The organism is Pseudomonas oryzihabitans (assembly GCF_006384975.1).
Classification (GTDB): Bacteria; Pseudomonadota; Gammaproteobacteria; order Pseudomonadales; family Pseudomonadaceae; genus Chryseomonas; species Chryseomonas psychrotolerans_B.
Genome location: NZ_CP021645.1, coordinates 4295401 through 4308374, shown reverse-complemented (window position 1 = coordinate 4308374; position 12974 = coordinate 4295401). Strand labels below are relative to the sequence as shown.

The 12974-nt window shown below is 66.0% G+C and carries 13 protein-coding genes; 7 read left to right on the top strand and 6 right to left on the bottom strand.

The features are described from left to right. Positions 1–88 precede the first annotated feature (88 nt). From CCZ28_RS19345 to CCZ28_RS19330, 4 genes are all read left to right on the top strand, one after another. Positions 89–703, top strand: coding sequence for a 50S ribosomal protein L25/general stress protein Ctc (locus CCZ28_RS19345; RefSeq protein WP_058760669.1), 615 nt, complete (start codon positions 89–91; stop codon positions 701–703). A gap of 34 nt (positions 704–737) precedes the next feature. Continuing rightward, positions 738–1322, top strand: coding sequence for an aminoacyl-tRNA hydrolase (gene pth / locus CCZ28_RS19340; protein WP_140220444.1), 585 nt, complete (start codon positions 738–740; stop codon positions 1320–1322). 42 nt (positions 1323–1364) lie between these two features. Further along, positions 1365–2465: a redox-regulated ATPase YchF gene (gene ychF, locus CCZ28_RS19335; protein WP_140220443.1), complete on the top strand. Its 1101-nt coding sequence runs from the start codon at positions 1365–1367 to the stop codon at positions 2463–2465. 168 nt (positions 2466–2633) lie between these two features. Next, the gene (locus CCZ28_RS19330) at positions 2634–3512 is read left to right on the top strand and encodes a LysR family transcriptional regulator (protein WP_140220442.1); all 879 of its coding nucleotides are present in this window, start codon (positions 2634–2636) and stop codon (positions 3510–3512) included. 5 nt (positions 3513–3517) lie between these two features. On the opposite strand, the gene CCZ28_RS19325 is transcribed toward CCZ28_RS19330, so the two are convergent. Next, on the bottom strand, positions 3518–3805 hold the full coding sequence (locus CCZ28_RS19325) for a hypothetical protein (RefSeq protein WP_140220441.1): 288 nt from the start codon (positions 3803–3805) through the stop codon (positions 3518–3520). Positions 3806–3912: 107 nt separating this feature from the next. Continuing rightward, on the bottom strand, positions 3913–5100 hold the full coding sequence (locus CCZ28_RS19320; RefSeq protein ID WP_140220440.1) for an MFS transporter: 1188 nt from the start codon (positions 5098–5100) through the stop codon (positions 3913–3915). Positions 5101–5204: 104 nt separating this feature from the next. Here CCZ28_RS19320 and CCZ28_RS19315 point away from each other — a divergent pair, with 104 nt between their 5' ends. Both CCZ28_RS19315 and CCZ28_RS19310 read left to right on the top strand, forming a co-directional pair. Then, positions 5205–6080, top strand: coding sequence for a LysR substrate-binding domain-containing protein (locus tag CCZ28_RS19315; RefSeq protein ID WP_140220439.1), 876 nt, complete (start codon positions 5205–5207; stop codon positions 6078–6080). 708 nt (positions 6081–6788) lie between these two features. Further along, positions 6789–7760, top strand: a complete 972-nt coding sequence (locus CCZ28_RS19310; RefSeq protein ID WP_140219811.1) for an IS110 family transposase — start codon at positions 6789–6791, stop codon at positions 7758–7760. A gap of 149 nt (positions 7761–7909) precedes the next feature. Here the strand turns inward: CCZ28_RS19310 and CCZ28_RS19305 are convergent, their stop codons facing one another. After that, positions 7910–8266, bottom strand: coding sequence for a hypothetical protein (locus tag CCZ28_RS19305; RefSeq protein ID WP_140220438.1), 357 nt, complete (start codon positions 8264–8266; stop codon positions 7910–7912). 247 nt (positions 8267–8513) lie between these two features. Between CCZ28_RS19305 and CCZ28_RS19300 the strand changes: the two genes are divergently transcribed. Beyond that, positions 8514–9755 carry an MFS transporter gene (locus tag CCZ28_RS19300; RefSeq protein WP_140220437.1) on the top strand — a complete coding sequence of 414 codons (1242 nt, stop codon included), beginning with the start codon at positions 8514–8516 and terminating at the stop codon, positions 9753–9755. Here the strand turns inward: CCZ28_RS19300 and CCZ28_RS19295 are convergent. Genes CCZ28_RS19295 through CCZ28_RS19285 form a run of 3 tightly spaced genes read right to left on the bottom strand, consistent with a single transcriptional unit; the run spans position 9733 to position 12964 of the window. Then, positions 9733–10644 carry a LysR substrate-binding domain-containing protein gene (locus CCZ28_RS19295; RefSeq protein WP_140220436.1) on the bottom strand — a complete coding sequence of 304 codons (912 nt, stop codon included), beginning with the start codon at positions 10642–10644 and terminating at the stop codon, positions 9733–9735. The two genes, CCZ28_RS19300 and CCZ28_RS19295, sit on opposite strands and share 23 nt — an antisense overlap. Before the next feature lie 54 nt (positions 10645–10698). Further along, the gene (gene ycaC, locus CCZ28_RS19290; RefSeq protein WP_140220435.1) at positions 10699–11322 is read right to left on the bottom strand and encodes an isochorismate family cysteine hydrolase YcaC; all 624 of its coding nucleotides are present in this window, start codon (positions 11320–11322) and stop codon (positions 10699–10701) included. 46 nt (positions 11323–11368) lie between these two features. Further along, positions 11369–12964 carry an MFS transporter gene (locus CCZ28_RS19285; protein ID WP_140220434.1) on the bottom strand — a complete coding sequence of 532 codons (1596 nt, stop codon included), beginning with the start codon at positions 12962–12964 and terminating at the stop codon, positions 11369–11371. Between the last annotated feature and the right edge of the window lie 10 nt (positions 12965–12974).

Sequence of the window (12974 nt, the reverse complement as noted above, 5' to 3'; positions counted from 1 at the left end):
GACGGCCTACCGGGGCTTTTTAGTCGGTAGGGTCGTAGAACTGGTCGCAAGTTCTCCTCCCACCGATTCCTTATCCTGGAGATTCACAATGGTTGATTTCACTCTGAATGCCGAAGTGCGTTCCGACCTGGGGAAAGGTGCGAGCCGCCGCCTGCGTCGTAATGCCGGTAACGTTCCCGCCGTGATCTACGGTGGCGACAAGGCCCCGACTTCCATCACCCTGGTCGGCAAAGACCTGGCCAAGATGCTGGAAAGCGAAGCCGCCTACTCCAGCGTCATCACCCTGAAGGTCGATGGCAACAACGAAAGCGTCCTGGTCAAGGCCCTGCAGCGTCACCCCTCCAAGGGCTACGTCCTGCACGCCGACTTCCTGCGCGTCGTCGCCGGCCAGAAGCTGACCGCCCACGTCCCGCTGCACTTCATGAACCAGGAAACCTCCGTGGGCGTGAAGCAGCAGGGTGGCGAGATCCTGCACACCATCAACGAAGTCGAAGTTTCCTGCGTGCCGAAAGACCTGCCGGAATTCATCGAAGTCGACATGGCCAAGGTCGAGCTGGACCAGACCGTGCACCTGAGCGACCTGAAACTCCCGGCTGGCGTCGAGCTGGTGTCCCTGGCGCACGGCAGCGATCTGCCGGTTGCCAGCATCCACCTGCCGCGCATCCGTGAGGAAGCTGCCGGTGAAGAAGGCGCTGCCGAGTAAGTTCGCGCACGCCTGACCGAGAAGGGCCCCTGACATGACTGCCGTCCAACTGATCGTCGGCCTGGGTAATCCAGGCCCTGAATACGACCAGACCCGGCATAATGCAGGGGCCCTTTTCGTTGAGCGACTCGCCGCCGCCCAGGGCGCAAGTCTGGCGGTCGAGCGCAAGTATCACGGCCTCGTGGGGCGTTTCCGCCACGCGGGCAACGACGTTCGTCTGCTCATCCCCACCACCTACATGAACCGCAGCGGCCAGGCCGTGGCGGCGCTCGCCGGCTTCTTCCGCATCCCGCCGGCGGCCATCCTGGTGGCCCATGACGAACTCGACCTGCCACCCGGCACCGCGCGCCTCAAGACCGGCGGCGGCCATGGCGGTCACAACGGGCTGCGCGACATCATCGCCCAGCTCGGTAATCAGAACGGCTTCCAACGCCTGCGCCTGGGTATCGGCCATCCTGGGCATGCCAGCCTGGTCGCCAATTTCGTGCTGGGCCGGGCACCGCGCAGTGAGCAGGAACTGCTCGACAACAGCATCGACGCCGCGCTCGAAATCGTTCCGGAGCTGCTGGCCGGTGACCTGACCCGGGCCATGCAGCGCCTGCACAGCCGCAAGACCTGATCCACCCTACTCTCTTCCTTTTCTTCCGCGAGGACACACACCATGGGATTCAATTGCGGCATCGTCGGCCTGCCCAACGTTGGCAAGTCCACCCTGTTCAATGCCCTGACCCAATCCGGTATCGCGGCGGAAAACTTCCCTTTTTGCACCATCGAGCCCAACAGCGGCATCGTGCCCATGCCCGATGCGCGGCTGAATGCGCTGGCGGAGATCGTCAAGCCCGAGCGGGTGATCCCCACCACCATGGAATTCGTCGACATCGCCGGGCTAGTGGCCGGTGCCTCCAAGGGTGAGGGCCTGGGCAACAAGTTCCTCGCCAACATCCGCGAAACCGACGCCATCGCCCACGTGGTGCGCTGCTTCGAAGACGAGAACGTCATCCACGTCGCCAATTCGGTGGACCCCAAGCGGGACATCGAGGTCATCGACCTGGAGCTGATCTTCGCCGACCTCGACAGCTGCGAGAAGCAACTGCAGCGCGTCACCCGCAACGCCAAGGGCGGCGACAAGGAAGCCCTGGCGCAAAAGGCCCTGCTGGAACAGCTCATCCCGCACTTCGAGGCCGGCAAGCCCGCCCGTAGCCTGATGAAGGGCCTGGACGACGAGCAGAAGCGCCTGGTACGCAGCTTCCACCTGCTGACCAGCAAGCCGGTGATGTACATCGCCAACGTCGCCGAAGACGGCTTCGAAGACAATCCGCACCTGGACGTGGTCCGCGCCATCGCCGAAGAAGAAGGCGCCGTGGTGGTGCCGGTGTGCAACAAGATCGAGGCGGAGATCGCCGAGCTGGACGACGACGAGGAAAAGCAGATGTTCCTCGAATCCATGGGCATGGAAGAGCCGGGCCTGAACCGGGTGATCCGCGCCGGCTACGAACTGCTCAACCTGCAGACCTACTTCACCGCCGGGGTGAAGGAAGTCCGCGCCTGGACCGTGCGTATCGGTGCCACCGCGCCTCAGGCCGCTGCGGTGATCCACACCGACTTCGAGAAAGGCTTCATCCGCGCCGAAGTGGTGGCCTATGACGACTTCATCGCCTTCAAGGGCGAGAACGGCGCCAAGGAAGCCGGCAAATGGCGCCTGGAAGGCAAGGACTACATCGTCAAGGACGGTGATGTCATGCACTTCCGCTTCAACGTCTGATCGAAGCGAACGCCAAAACCCCCTCCGCACCCCTGGTGTCGAGGGGGTTTTCTTTTGGGCGGCGATTGGCTGTCGCAGCGCAAAGGCACGGCTGGCGGGGCGTCGATTTGGCACAATGACCGTCGCTCGACCGCCCGCGAGGGCTCTTTCCGCTGCCTGGATGCCGCCATGAATTTCGAAGACCTGCGCCTGTTCGTCACCACCCTGAACGAGGGCAGCTTCACCGCCGCCGCCGACAAGCTGGGGCTGTCCAAGCAGTTCGTCAGCCGGCGGACCCTGTTGCTGGAGGAGAGTCTGGGGGTGCGGTTGATCAATCGCACCACGCGTCGCCTGCAGGCGACGGAGTTGGGGGTGCTGCTCTATGAGCGGGCGGTGAAGATCCTCGAGGACGTCAACGATACCGAGGAACTGCTCTCCAGCCGGCGGACGGTGCCCCAGGGCGTGCTGAGGGTCAGTGCGCCCATGACCTTTGGGACGCTGCACCTGAGTCCGCTTTTGCCGGACTTTCTCTCGGCCTATCCGCAGATACGCCTGGAACTGGATCTCAACGACCGCGCGGTGGACCTGCTGGCGGAAGGCTACGACATGTCGATCCGCATCGGCACCCTGGCCGATTCCAGCCTGATCGCCAAGCGGTTGACCGAGATGCAGTTGGTGACCTGCGCCAGCCCGGACTATTTGCGCCAGGCGCCGCCCTTGGTGCAGCCGGAGGATCTGGCCGAGCACAGTTGTCTGCTGTATGGGCATGGCCGGCAGGTGGAGTGGCGCTTCCAGCGCGGGGGCAAGCCGCTGGTGCTGCCCATGCAGGGGCAACTCAGGGCGAACAATGGAGAGGTGATACGGGATGCGGCTATCGCTGGCCAGGGGATTGCGGTGCTGCCGACCTTCATCATCGGCGCGGCGCTAGCCTCGGGTGCGCTGGTGCAGGTGCTGGAGGATTTCGCTCTGCCCAGTGCGGCGGTCTATGCGGTCTATCCCCAACATCGTCAGTCGGCGCGCATCGTCCAGCTGTTCTCGGACTATCTGCGCGACCGACTGACGGTTTAGCGGCCTCAAGCGAAGGCGCCCTGGGGAGTCGGCTGACGCTGGGGCATCTGCTGGATAGTGCGCTCGGCACCGGAGGCGACGAGACGTTGGCCATCCAGGCGTTGCTGCTGACGCTGGATCGACGGCTGCAGGCTGCGGTCGGCGCCGTTCTCGGCCAGGGTGCGATCAACCTGTTGCTGGTGTTTTTCGATCAGCGAACCCAGGGGGCGCAGGGCGCTTTCCTCGGCTTGGGCGGATTGGCCGATGGCAAGGGTGAGCAGGGTGGCGCTGAAGAGGGCGGTGAGGGTTTTCATGGCGAGTACCTGTGTCGGGTGGGTGTGGAGTCATTGTCCCCACCCAGGTGCTCGCCTAGAAATCGTCCTGCGGGATAGCGATCATCGACCGCGCTGATGATCCCGGCTCACCCCCGTGCTTGGCGTTGCCGCAATAGAAACAGGCACCAGACGGCCAGCGCCGTGGCGGCCAGCAGGCAGCCGGCGAGGCTCACACCGGTCCAGCCAAAGTGCTCGTACAGCCGCGCCGACAGCAGCGAGCCCAGGGAGCCGCCGAGGAAGTAGCCGGTCATGTAGCCGGCATTGAGACGGCTACGAGCTTCGGGACGCAGGCGATAGACCACGTTCTGGTTGCTGACGTGAGTGAGCTGCACGGCGAGATCCAGCACCAGGATGCCGAGCAGCAGCGCTGCCAGGGAGGTCTGGGCGAAGGCCAGGGGTAGCCAGGCGAGGGTCATGGCCGCCAGGCCGATGCTGGTGGCAAGATTGCCCTGCCCCTTGTCGGCCATGCGTCCGGCCAGGTTGGCGGCCAGGGCCCCCACCGCCCCGGCGAGACCGAACAGGCCGATGGTGCCGTCGCCGAAGCCATAGGGCTCGGCGGCGAGCAGGAAGGCCAGGGGCGTCCAGAACACCGCGAAGACGGCGAAGCCCAGGCAGCCCAGCAGGGTACGCAGCCGGTGCTGGGGTTCGTCACGCAGGAGGACGAACACCGAGCCCAGCAGGCGTGGATAGCTCAGGCCCGCCGACTGCTGGTAGCGCGGCAGGGCCAGGCGCAGGGCCAGGGCGGTGGCCAGCATGAGGCCGGCGGCCACGGCATAGACGGTGCGCCAGTCACCCAGGGACGAGAGCGCTCCGGCCACGGTACGGGCCAGCAGGATGCCGAGGATGAGGCCACTCATGACGGTGCCCACCGCCCTGCCCCGCTGCTTCGGTGCGGCCAGGGTGGCGGCGAAGGGCACCAGTACCTGGGCCACCACCGAGAAGAGTCCGGTCATGGCAGTACCCAGCAGCAGCCAGGGCAGACTGGTGGCCGTGGCGCTGAGGGCAAGGCCGGCCGCGGCGATGACGGACATGCTGACGATCAGGCGTCGCCGCTCCAGCAGATCGCCCAGTGGCACCAGCAGCAAGAGGCCGGCGGCATAGCTGAGCTGGGCGGTGGTGACGATACTGCCGGCCTGGATGTAGCTCAGCTCGAAGCGCTGGGCGATGGTGTGCAGCAGTGGCTGGTTGTAGTAGTTGCTGGCCACGGCGATGCCGGTGGCGACGGCCATGAGCAGGGTCAGCCAGCGACTCAGGGGTGGGGTGGGGGTCGACATCCGCGGCGGTCCATGACGGGAAGGGCCAGCCAGTATCGGGCAAGGCTGACGATCGGTTAAATGAATCGTTAAGATGAATACCATCTCGTTTCAAGATAGCAGCCATGAATCTCAAGCAGCTGAAATTCGCCGTCGCCCTGGCCGAGGAGCGGCACTTCACCCGCGCCGCCGAGCGTTGCCACGTGGTGCAGTCGGCGCTCAGCCACCAGATCGCCCGGCTGGAGGCCGAATTGGGCGCCACCCTGTTCGAGCGGCTACCGCGCCAGGTACGCATCACCCCGGCAGGCGAGGCCCTGCTGGTCCATGCGCGCCAGGCGCTGGCGGCGGTGGCGCGGCTGCAGCAGGACGTGGCGGCGGCCGTGGGCGATATTCGCGGCACCCTGACGGTGGGCCTGATTTCCTCGGTGCCTCGGCTGGATATCGTCGAGCTGCTGGCCACCTTCCATGCCCGCCATCCCCAGGTGGACATCCAATTGCGCCAGGACAAGAGCGAGACGCTGCTGGCGGCGGTACGCGAGCGGCAACTGGATTTCGCCCTGATCGGCGTCTCCCGGCAAGTGACGCTCGAGGCGGTGGAGCACCGCCTGCTGCTCAGCGAAGAACTGGTGGCGGTGCTGCCGGCGGAGCATGAGCTGGCCGGGCGGGAACGGCTGTCGCTGCATGAGCTGGTGGAGCTGCCGCTGGTGGACCTGCCGGCCGGCAGCGGCGCGCGACGGCAGACCGACGAGGCCTTCGCCGCCCTGGGCCTGCCCCATCGCGTTCGCTTCGAGACCAGCAACATGCAGCTCCTGGAGCGCTTCGTGCGCCGCGGCCTGGCCATCGGCCTAGTGCCGCGCAGTATCGCCGCCACCCTCGCCGGCCTTACCAGCGTGCCGGTGAGCGATGCGCCGCAGCGGAACGTCTATGCCATCTGGTCGCCCCTGCCAACACCGGCAACGCGGGAGTTCCTGCGGGTGCTGGAAGAGGCCTTGGCGGATTAGCGAGATGTTTCAGACGCTCGCAAAGGACTTGGCGAGTGATGGTTACAGTCTGGCTGATAAGGACATTGAGCTTATACCCCTAATACCTTTAGAGCCGTAGCGTGGAAAACGGCGCAGCCTTTTCCACTGGGACTTCGTGGCGGGGCACGCCCTCACCCCAGCCCTCTCCCGAGGGGAGAGGGGGTTATCCGAGCAAGCCTTCATATCCTCTGCACCCGCAGGATCGCGATCAGAGCCGTAGCGTGGAAAACGGCGCAGCCTTTTCCACGGGTGACTTCGTGGCGCGGGGCACGCCCTCACCCCAGCCCTCTCCCGAGGGGAGAGGGGGCTATCGGAGCAGGCGTTCATCTCCATCAGTCCCGGCAAGATCGCGATCAGCCGTCGTGCCCCAGTCCGTAGGTTGGGTTGAGCGTAGCGAAGCCCAACAGGGCCTCGGGCGCCGGCAATGTTGGGCTTCGACGATAGAGCCGTCTCAACCCAACCTTGTATCTCGACTACAGCCTCCTCAGGAGGTCATAGTCCCCGACTGATCATCGGGGGAGGATGGCAAGCCGTGTCCACCCTTAGGCCTTTGAGCTTGCAACGTAGATAGGCTGCCTCCGCCACACTCATCCCCAAGTTCGAACGGTATCTAGAGCCTCTAGAGCTCGTATTGCACAAGGTTGGACGGGATGACGTGATCGTGACTCATCTGAAGGAGGAGACATCATGGCCGTAGTGGTGGGCGTTGATATCGCCAAGCGCAGCTTCGATCTGGCGGTCCTGCAGTCCAACGGCAAGTACCGGACCAAGGGCAAGCTGAGCAACGACCCGTCAGGCTTCGCGGTCTTTGCAGACTGGCTGCAACAGCATGCCGAGCCAGGCGCTTGGATCGTGATGGAGGCCACGGGCATCTACCACGAAGCGCTCGCCGAGCACTTCCATGCTCTGGGCTACCGAATCGCAGTGCTCAATCCAGCACAGATCGCCCGCTATGCGCAAAGCCAGTTGCAACGCAGCAAGACGGACAAACTCGACGCCAAGCTGATCGCCACCTATGGCCAGCGGCATGAGGATAGTCTGCGAGACTGGCACCCGGAATCTGTGTCCATCCGCACGCTTCGCGCGCTGACCCGGCGCCTGGAGGACCTCCAATCGCTACGACAGATGGAGTTCAATCGGCTCGAGGTCAGCCCGGAAAAAGTCCAGGACTCCATCCGGGCAGTCTTGCAGCGGCTCGATGAGCAGATCGCCTGGACGCTTGAACAGATCAAACGCCATATCGACGACGATCCAGACTTACGTGGTAAGCGCGACCTGCTGGTGAGTATCGACGGCATCGCCGACAAGACCGCCGCTTTGATCCTGGCGGAGCTCGGCGATATCGACCGCTTCGCCAATGCCCGCGCCGTTACCGCCTTTGCTGGCTTGAACCCACGCCTACAGGAATCCGGTCTCGCGCGCGGCCATGCCTGCCTCTCGCGCATGGGATCAGTCCGCTTACGAAGTGCGCTATACCTACCCGCTGTCGTGGCGCTGACCTACAACCCGGCTATCAAGGCGCAAGCCGAGCGTCTGAAAGCCAGGGGCAAAAGAGGTAAACAAACCGTCTGCGCCGCCATGCGTAAGCTGCTGACCATCGCCTATGGCGTGCTCAAATCGGGCAAGCCTTTCGACCCTGCTTTAGCGATTGCACACTGAGGAACAAAGACGGTATCTACGGTCTATCTCTGCCATGGCGGTCCGCCGATGCGGTCGCTCCTGCGGTCACATCGGTGCCTGTAGGCATGGCAACTCCGCCCCTTGCCTCCAACCAACCGCCAAACGCCCGGTAGCCTCCTGATCGCCCCTCACCCCTCGCTCACCGGCAGGCGGCGGACGAAGGTGCCGACGCGCCAGGCGAATCTTTCGCCCTGGCACTGCACCAGCAGGTTGCGCACCGGGTAGGACTGGCCGGCGACGCTGGCGTCGGCCTGGGCTTCGCTGGCGCCGTCGAGGTGGTTGCGGGCGAGTACCTGGTAGCTGCCGGTGGTGCAGCGTTCGGCTGCCTCGCCGGCGCAGCCGGACCAGCTGCCGAATACCCCGTTGCACTGCACCAGGTAGGCCGTGCGGCCATCCTGCAGGTAGGCTGTGTGGGAGCTGGCACAGCCGGCCAGGAGGGCGAAGAAACTGGCGCAGGCCAGCAGGCGGAAGATGGCGAGGTTCATGGGCGAGGCTCCAGAAGGTATGCAGCCATCCTAAGAAGCCAACCCCCTCGCCCATAAATCGTACCGGCGGATAGCGCTTATCGATGCGGCTGATGGTGACCGCTACCGCCCCTTCCACCGAACCTTAAGGCTTTCGTAAGCGCTCCGGGTGGAGGCTGTGAACACAACCACTACAAACCCGCCGCTTCCTGTCTCTTGAGCCGCGAACCCGCCAGAGGTCGGAAGCCTTTCGAGCAAGGAGATCGCCATGTCTACCTGGACTTCGACACAGCGCAACGTGGCCTTCGCCACCTTTGCCAGTTGGACTATGGATGCCTTCGACTTCTTCATCCTGGTGTTCGTCCTCAGCAACCTGGCGCAGTACTTTCACAACTCGGTGACGGACGTCTCCCTGTCGATCATGCTGACCCTGGCGGTGCGGCCGCTGGGTGCCCTGATCTTCGGGCGGCTGGCCGAGCGGCATGGGCGCCGGCCGGTCCTGATGCTCAACATCGTGTTGTTCTCGCTGTTCGAGCTCCTGTCCGCCTGGTCGCCGACCTTCATGGCGTTCATGGCCTTCCGGATTCTCTACGGTGTGGCCATGGGCGGTGTCTGGGGCGTGGCTTCGTCGCTGGCGATGGAGACCATTCCCGATCGCTCGCGCGGACTGATGTCGGGGATCTTCCAGGCCGGCTATCCCTGCGGCTACCTGCTGGCGTCCATCGTCTTCGGGCTGTTCTTCTCCTCGGTGGGCTGGCGCGGCATGTTCCTGATCGGCGCCCTGCCGATCCTGCTGCTGCCCTTCATCTACTTCAAGGTGCCGGAGTCGCCGGTGTGGCTGGCCGCACGGGAGCGCAAGGAGAGCATCGCCCTGCTGCCGATCCTGCGCCAGCACTGGAAGATCTGCCTGTACATGGTGCTGCTGATGGCCTGCTTCAATTTCTTCAGCCACGGCACCCAGGATCTCTACCCCACCTTCCTCAAGGTGCAGCACCAGTTCGATCCCCACACCGTGAGCCTGATCGCCATCGGCTACAACATCGCGGCGATGCTCGGCGGCGTGTTCTTCGGCTCGCTGTCGGAACGCATCGGGCGCAAGAAAGCCATCATGCTGGCCGCCCTGCTGTCCTTGCCGGTGCTGCCGCTATGGGCCTTCTCCAGCGGTTCCTGGAGCCTGGGCATCGGCGCCTTCCTGATGCAGTTCATGGTGCAGGGCGCCTGGGGCGTAGTGCCGAGCTATCTCAACGAGCTGGTGCCGGGCAATGCCCGTGCCATCCTGCCGGGCTTCGTCTACCAGATGGGCAATCTGCTGGCCTCGGTCAACGCCACCCTGCAGGCGCATATCGCCGCGGTCCATGGCGGCAACTATGGCCTGGCCATGGCCTTGGTCGCCGGTACCGTCGCCGTGTTGATCGCCGTGTTCGCGGCCTTCGGCAAGGAGACCCGCGGCATGCGGATTTCCGGGGCGGTGGCCGACCCGGCCCCGGCTACGTCGCCGGCTCGCCCATGAACCTGAGGATCTCCCCGCGCAACCAGCGCTCGCCCGGGTCCTGATCCTGGGCGGCGCGCCAGACCAGCGACAGCCGAGCCGGCACGATGGGAAAGGGCGGCTCCTCGAAGCGCAAACCGCCGCCCGCGGCCAGTGCCCGGGCGGCGTAGTCAGGCACGGTGGCGAGCAGGTCGCTGCCGGCCAGCAGGGCGCCGAGGCCGTTGAAGTGTGGCACGCCCAGGGCCACCCTGCGGGAGCGGCCGAGACGCGCCAGATCGTCGTCGATGTTGCCGCAGAGATCGCCGGACATGGACACCAGCACATGGGGTCTGCGGCAGTAGTCGTCCAGGCTCAGGGGCGCGGGATCGCTGTCGGCGCGCACCACCAGGGCGCGGATGTGCCTCAGGGTGCGACTCTTGGCATTGGCCGGCAGCTGGGTGGTGTAGCTGATGCCCAGGGAGACCTCGCCGCTGGCGAGCAGGCCGGGCAAGAGCAGGAAGTTGGCGTTGCGCACCACCAGCACGCAGTGGGGCGCCACCTCGCGCAGATGGTTCAGCAGCGGCGGCAGCAGGCCACACTCGACATCGTCGGACATGCCGATGCGAAACACCGCCCGGCTGGCACCGGGATCGAAGTCGTCGACCTCGCTCAGGGCGTTGGACAGGCCGTCCAGCGCCGGACGCAGCCGTTCGAGAATGGCCAGGGCGCGCGGCGTGGGCTCCATGGCGCGACCACTGCGCACCAGCAGCGGATCGTCAAAGAATTGCCGCAGGCGCACCAGGGCGGCGCTGATGGCCGGCTGGCCGAGAAAGAGCTTTTCCGCGGTGCGGGTGAGGTTGCGCTCGTGCATCAGGCTTTCGAACACCACCAGCAGGTGCAGGTCGATGCGGCGCAGGTCGTTGCGGTTCACGGCATCCCTCCGCGACGGTCCGGCGCCTGATCGGGCGCCGGACTGCCTCTTCCATTATTTAGCGGCTAGCTTGGCGTAGCTGGTCATCAGATTGCGGTAGTTGGGGATGTGGTTGGACAGCAGGGCACCCAGGCCCTCGATGTCGTTGCGCCAGTCGCGGTGCAGTTCGCAGGCCACGCTGAACCAGTTCATCAGTTGCACCCCGGCGGCGCTCATGCGCGCCCAGGCGGCCTGCTGCACGGTCTTGTCGAAGGTGCCGGAGGCATCGGTCACCACGAAGACGTCGAAGCCCTCGGCGATGGCGGCCAGCGCCGGGAAGGTCACGCAGACGTCGGTCACCACGCCGGCGATGATCAGCTGCTTGCGACCGGTGGCCTTGATGGCGGCGACGAAGTCCTGGTTGTCCCAGGCGTTGATCTGCCCCGGACGGGCGATATAGGGCGCCTCGGGGAACAGCTCGAGCAGCTCGGGCACCAGGGGACCGTTGGGGCCCTGCTCGAAGCTGGTGGTGAGGATGGTGGGCAGGCCGAAGAACTTGGCGCTGTTGGCCAGGGCCAGGACGTTGTTCTTGAAGTCGCTGGGGGTGAAATCCTGCACCAGGGAGATCAGACCGGCCTGGTGGTCGATCAGCAGGACGACGGCATCGTTCTTGTCGAGACGGTTGTAGGGCTTGCTCATGGTGGAGTCCTCAGGGAGTGGTGGTGGGTTGAGAGGAAGGGCCGCGCTAGGCGCCGCCCAGGAGATGGCGGATGGCGATGGGTACGCCGGGGGTCTGGTACTGACGCGCCGCCGCTTCCAGGAGCTGTTCGCCCTGGGTGACGCGGTGGTGGTGGCGCAGGTGCTCCAGCCAGGATTCGTCGCAGAAGAATTCCTGCCAGAGTCGCGGCTCGGCGCTGTCCTGCAGCAGCGCCCAGGAGAAGGCGCCATTGCGCCGGCGCATGCCGCCGACCGCCTGCATGGCCTGGCGGAAGGCCGGGCCGTGCTCGGGGGCGATGTCGTATTCCAGGGTGACCATCACCGGGCCGCGCTCGCGGTCCAGGGAGTCGTCGAGCAGGGGTGTCGGCCAGTGCAGCGCGGGGGCGATGTCCGCCGCCGGGGTGACCGGCAGGCGCAGGCGCCAGGTCAGGACGATGCCGGCCAGCAGCACCGCAGCGGCCGCGCTCAGGGCGACGGTCAGGGAGAAGTGACTGGCCACGGCGCCCCAGAGGGTGCCGCCCAGGGCGCTGGTGCCGAAGAACACCAGGATGTAGACGGCCAGGGCGCGGGCGCGCACCCAGCCGGGGACGGCGGTCTGGGCCGCCACCTGCAGGCTGGAGAGCACGGCGATCCAGGCCAGGCCGCTGGCGAGCATCACCGGCAGCAGCCAGGCGAAGTCACGGACCCAGGCCAGCCCCAGCAAAACGATCGCATAGAGGGCACTGGCGCCGGCCACCAGCAGGTCGCTAGAGAGTCTTTCGCGCAGCCGCGGCAGCAGCATGGCGCCACCGATGGCGCCCAGGCCCACGCAACCGAGCAGGATGCCGAAATCCAGGGCAGTGCCCTGCAGGGCCTGGCGGACCAGCAGCGGGAGCAGAGCCATGCCGGCGCTGGCGCCGAGAAAAAACGCGGCGGTCCGGGCCAGCACCACCTGCAGCTGGGGGGAGCTGCGGGCGTAGCGGAAACCGACCCGGACCGCGCCCAAGAGGCGCTCCGCGGGCAGCACGGCGGCTGCAGGTTGGCGCCGCCAGGTCAGGAGCGCGACGATGACGGCGAAGAAGGACACGGCATTCAGGGCGAAGGTCAGCCAGGGGCCGGCCAGGCTGACCAGCACCCCGGCCAGCGCCGGCCCCAGGGCGCGGGCCACGTTCATGCCCAGGCTGGACAGGGCGATGGCCGCGGGCAGCTCGCTTTTATCCACCAGCTCGGGGGTGAGCGCCGACCAGGCCGGCAGCATCAGCGCGGTGCCCACGCCCATGGCCAGAGTCAGGCCCAAGAGCAGCGGCACGCTCATCCAGCCGGCCAGGGTCAGGCTGGCCAAGGCCAGGGCTACCGCGGCCATCCACAGCTGCACGCCGAGCAGGTAGCGGCGCCGGTCGACGATGTCGGCCAGGGCGCCGGCCGGCAGCGCTAGCAGGAACATCGGCAGCGCCCCCGCCACCTGCACCAGGGCCACCGCCAGCGGGCTGGCCGACAGCGAGGTCATCAGCCAGCCGGCGCCTACCTCGTGCATCCAGGTACCGATGTTGGAGGCGATGCTGGCCAGCCACAGCCAACGAAAGGTGCGCTGGCGCAGCGGCTGCCAGGGCGAGGCAGTGTTTGGCGTGAGGGTGGCGGCGGTCATGGCGGCGGTC

What these genes read in the sequence shown, in the direction of transcription:
- CCZ28_RS19310 (WP_140219811.1), top strand. Translation starts at nt 6,789, where the DNA reads ATGGCCGTAGTGGTGGGCGTTGATATCGCCAAGCGCAGCTTCGATCTG.
- CCZ28_RS19285 (WP_140220434.1), bottom strand. Translation starts at nt 12,964, where the DNA reads ATGACCGCCGCCACCCTCACGCCAAACACTGCCTCGCCCTGGCAGCCG.
- CCZ28_RS19300 (WP_140220437.1), top strand. Translation starts at nt 8,514, where the DNA reads ATGTCTACCTGGACTTCGACACAGCGCAACGTGGCCTTCGCCACCTTT.
- CCZ28_RS19320 (WP_140220440.1), bottom strand. Translation starts at nt 5,100, where the DNA reads ATGTCGACCCCCACCCCACCCCTGAGTCGCTGGCTGACCCTGCTCATG.
- CCZ28_RS19325 (WP_140220441.1), bottom strand. Translation starts at nt 3,805, where the DNA reads ATGAAAACCCTCACCGCCCTCTTCAGCGCCACCCTGCTCACCCTTGCC.
- CCZ28_RS19345 (WP_058760669.1), top strand. Translation starts at nt 89, where the DNA reads ATGGTTGATTTCACTCTGAATGCCGAAGTGCGTTCCGACCTGGGGAAA.
- ycaC (WP_140220435.1), bottom strand. Translation starts at nt 11,322, where the DNA reads ATGAGCAAGCCCTACAACCGTCTCGACAAGAACGATGCCGTCGTCCTG.
- CCZ28_RS19330 (WP_140220442.1), top strand. Translation starts at nt 2,634, where the DNA reads ATGAATTTCGAAGACCTGCGCCTGTTCGTCACCACCCTGAACGAGGGC.
- pth (WP_140220444.1), top strand. Translation starts at nt 738, where the DNA reads ATGACTGCCGTCCAACTGATCGTCGGCCTGGGTAATCCAGGCCCTGAA.
- ychF (WP_140220443.1), top strand. Translation starts at nt 1,365, where the DNA reads ATGGGATTCAATTGCGGCATCGTCGGCCTGCCCAACGTTGGCAAGTCC.
- CCZ28_RS19315 (WP_140220439.1), top strand. Translation starts at nt 5,205, where the DNA reads ATGAATCTCAAGCAGCTGAAATTCGCCGTCGCCCTGGCCGAGGAGCGG.
- CCZ28_RS19305 (WP_140220438.1), bottom strand. Translation starts at nt 8,266, where the DNA reads ATGAACCTCGCCATCTTCCGCCTGCTGGCCTGCGCCAGTTTCTTCGCC.